This window comes from Psychrosphaera sp., from assembly GCF_982872775.1.
Genome location: NZ_CEYNSH010000023.1, coordinates 52,755 through 55,711, shown reverse-complemented (window position 1 = coordinate 55,711; position 2,957 = coordinate 52,755). Strand labels below are relative to the sequence as shown.

At 36.8% G+C, this 2,957-nt stretch carries 3 protein-coding genes and 1 pseudogene; 3 read left to right on the top strand and 1 reads right to left on the bottom strand.

Annotated elements, in window-relative coordinates:
* The 3 genes from AC4E96_RS08610 to AC4E96_RS08600 all read left to right on the top strand — a co-directional run.
* The coding region (locus tag AC4E96_RS08610) for a GGDEF domain-containing protein (protein ID WP_490255522.1) at positions 1–975 on the top strand (975 nt) is incomplete at its 5' end.
* 74 nt (positions 976–1,049) lie between these two features.
* Positions 1,050–1,775: a hypothetical protein gene (locus tag AC4E96_RS08605; RefSeq protein WP_490255521.1), complete on the top strand. Its 726-nt coding sequence runs from the start codon at positions 1,050–1,052 to the stop codon at positions 1,773–1,775.
* A gap of 409 nt (positions 1,776–2,184) precedes the next feature.
* Positions 2,185–2,409 carry a hypothetical protein gene (locus tag AC4E96_RS08600; RefSeq protein WP_490255520.1) on the top strand — a complete coding sequence of 75 codons (225 nt, stop codon included), beginning with the start codon at positions 2,185–2,187 and terminating at the stop codon, positions 2,407–2,409.
* Between the two features lie 78 nt (positions 2,410–2,487).
* On the opposite strand, the pseudogene AC4E96_RS08595 reads toward AC4E96_RS08600, so the two are convergent.
* Positions 2,488–2,957: pseudogene (locus AC4E96_RS08595) on the bottom strand (peptidase M14); the annotation flags it as partial.

Here is a 2,957-nt window from a genome sequence, read left to right as displayed (position 1 = left end):
ATCGCTAATATGCGTCAATTGGTGTTAGGTCCAGATGGATTAGTCCCACTTAAAAAGAAAATAACACGATTAAATGGTCGACTGAGAGGTCGAGCTAACTTTATGCACAATTTAATTGAGGACTTTTCTAATCAGGCTGAGTACAGTGGCTATCGGAAGAAAACCGACGTTATCAATAAAGCAAAGCAACAACAAAACGATATCCTTAAGCAAATTAAAATAACAGGAATAATGGGCACCTTCGCTATTGTTATGCTTATTGCTGTTTTATGGCTTTTACATACAAGAGTAGTCAAAAGGTTGATATTGTTGAAAAATAATATTAAGAAGAAGCAACAAGGAGACAATGTTGCTATTGAGACTAAAGGCTATGACGAAATTGCTGATATTGCTTATTCATTCAATGTCTACTTTAAAACAGTCACACAACAAAAACTGATTTTAGAAGAATTATCATTATCAGATAGCCTCACCGACGTACCTAATAGACGTGCTTTTGATATTCGAATTGAAAATGAATGGACCACTGCACGTCGTGAAAAATGGCCGATGGCAGTGATCATGATAGACATTGATTGTTTCAAACTCTACAACGACAACTATGGACACGGGCAGGGCGATAAGTGCTTAAAACAAGTTGCCGCTGCACTCGAAAATGCAATACCAAGAAGTACGGACTTTATTGCGCGTTATGGAGGTGAGGAGTTTAGTTGCATCTTACAAAACACATCTAAAGAAGGCGCACTTTTAGTAGCTGAAAGATTGGTTGAGTCCGTATATAAACAGGATATATTACATGATTACAGTGTTGTGACTAACCGTGTCACAGTGAGTGTGGGTGTCTCGTTTGTTGACTTCGCCGAGGAAGAATTGTCTATTGAGAAATTACAAATCAGAGCAGATAAAGCTTTGTATAAGGCGAAACAAAAAGGCCGCAACCAATTTTATTTGTACGACATCAAAACCATGACGTAGGGGTTTTTCACGATATAAATAAATTCATTTCTTTTACATAATGACGCTATTATAAATAAAAATGTCACTGTATTATGTTAAATCAAAGCAATATCCTCACTACAGTTTTAGCTTTACTCATTACTTTAAATAGTCCGCAAAGTTCGGCTAATTTAATAAAGAACGGTAGTTTTGACACCTGTAACTATAATCACTGGCAACAAGAAATTGACTTTGCTAGTGCAACTTCAAACACTAGCGAGTTTAAACAGTCACCCCAGGCTAATGGCTGTCAGGCTGTGTTAAGAAGTGATTACAATGACACAAGCACCAGCGAATTAGTTAGCTTGAGCCAAAGCTTTCAATTTAATTCAGGGCTTGACTATAAATTGAGTTTTGACCTTGCTGCAATAACAGACGCAATATCATTTGGCCAAAACATCAATGAAGATCATTTCGAGTCAGTGAATATAGGCTTGGCTCAAAACGGAATATTCTACAACGAAAATGCAAGCCTAGGACCCTTAATTAAGAACTGGGTAATCTCTGAAAACAAGTCTGCGACACGTTTTATTTTTAATTTGAGCGCAGATGATTTCATAGCCATAAATAAAGATAGTTGGAGTTTAGTATTTTTGTTACAAAGAGGAAAAGTTAATGGCAGTGTTTCAGACAATGCTGGTTCGAGCTTGTTAATTGATAATGTTTCTCTAACAGCCAATTCGCTAGTTACTGTAAATGAACCGAAGCCATTAGGGATTTTTGTTGCGTCATTGATCATCATGGTGCTTGCACAAAAGCGAAGCCGAAGTAAAAAGTAAAATAAATTAACATATCCAATTATGAAGGTATCGCTACGTGTACAAAACAGATGCAGTGCCCACCAAAATTTATTTCACGCACGTAGCGCACGATTTAAAAAATACATTTTATTCAATTAGTAGCGTACTTAATGATACGTATACATAGCAGAGATAAAAGTCACAAATCACAGAACTTATCCCGGAAACAACTGATTTCGACAAAGAGATTTGTTTAGCTACTGTATTATTTAGGCGTGCGCATAATGTATATTATGTTAAATTAAAAACGTGTACTCTAGTTAAACAGTCTTTTCATTAATTTGTCTCTCTTAAATTAGAGCACTACTTGGCCTGGTTTGATTATTACTGTATAAAAAGTAATAACTGTCTGAGACGACAATTTATTTTTAATAAAAGGTTAAAAGATATGGATATTAATTTTGGTGCCTGGTCTATCGCTATTATGCTTTTGAGCGTAATAGTAAATATCATCTTAGCATTTGGTGTTTATAACGAGGCAGAAAAACTCAAAAATGGCGGTGGACAGTTGGTTTTTGTCGGTGCTTTTCTATGGTTTTTATTAACCGCTATAGGAGGTATAGCTGCTGCTGCACTGTTTTGGGTAATACATTTCTCAAATCTTAAAAAATAATCTTTCGAACGATCAAAACGTCAGCTTTGTAATCAAAAAAAAGGAGCCGAAGCTCCTCTTTTGTATCACAGGTTCTTATTAGTGAACTGGTTTTATTGGATTAGCGTGTGATGCGCCTCTAAATATGCTGTTCATCAACATAACATTTAAACCATCTAGATATGCACGAGTTGTTGGCTCTTGTGTATAAGCGATGATCATACCTTTACCCATTGGCTGATGGATTAAAAACGGTTTGTAAGCGAGTTGCTTTTTGTTTTCTTCCCATAAATATCCGCTAGCAAGTACATTGTCCTCATTACTGAACCACGCTAGGTTTTTACCTGAGTTCAGTTTGATTGGTGTATAAATGTCGCTGCCATACGCAATACCGACGACATTTGGTTTCACACCGGCCGTCAACCAATGCTCTTGGTCAACCTCTACGTTGGCTAAGACACCGGCTACAAAATCCGGGCTTTTATCGAAGTCTTCTATTACGGTTTTTAATGCGTTTCCGTTTTCTAGTGCAACACCGTTGGTAAGCCCTGAGTCCGAGTTTTCGTAGT

Excerpts from the sequence above, each read along its gene's own strand:
- AC4E96_RS08605 (WP_490255521.1), top strand. The coding sequence starts at position 1,050 with ATGTTAAATCAAAGCAATATCCTCACTACAGTTTTAGCTTTACTCATT.
- AC4E96_RS08600 (WP_490255520.1), top strand. The coding sequence starts at position 2,185 with ATGGATATTAATTTTGGTGCCTGGTCTATCGCTATTATGCTTTTGAGC.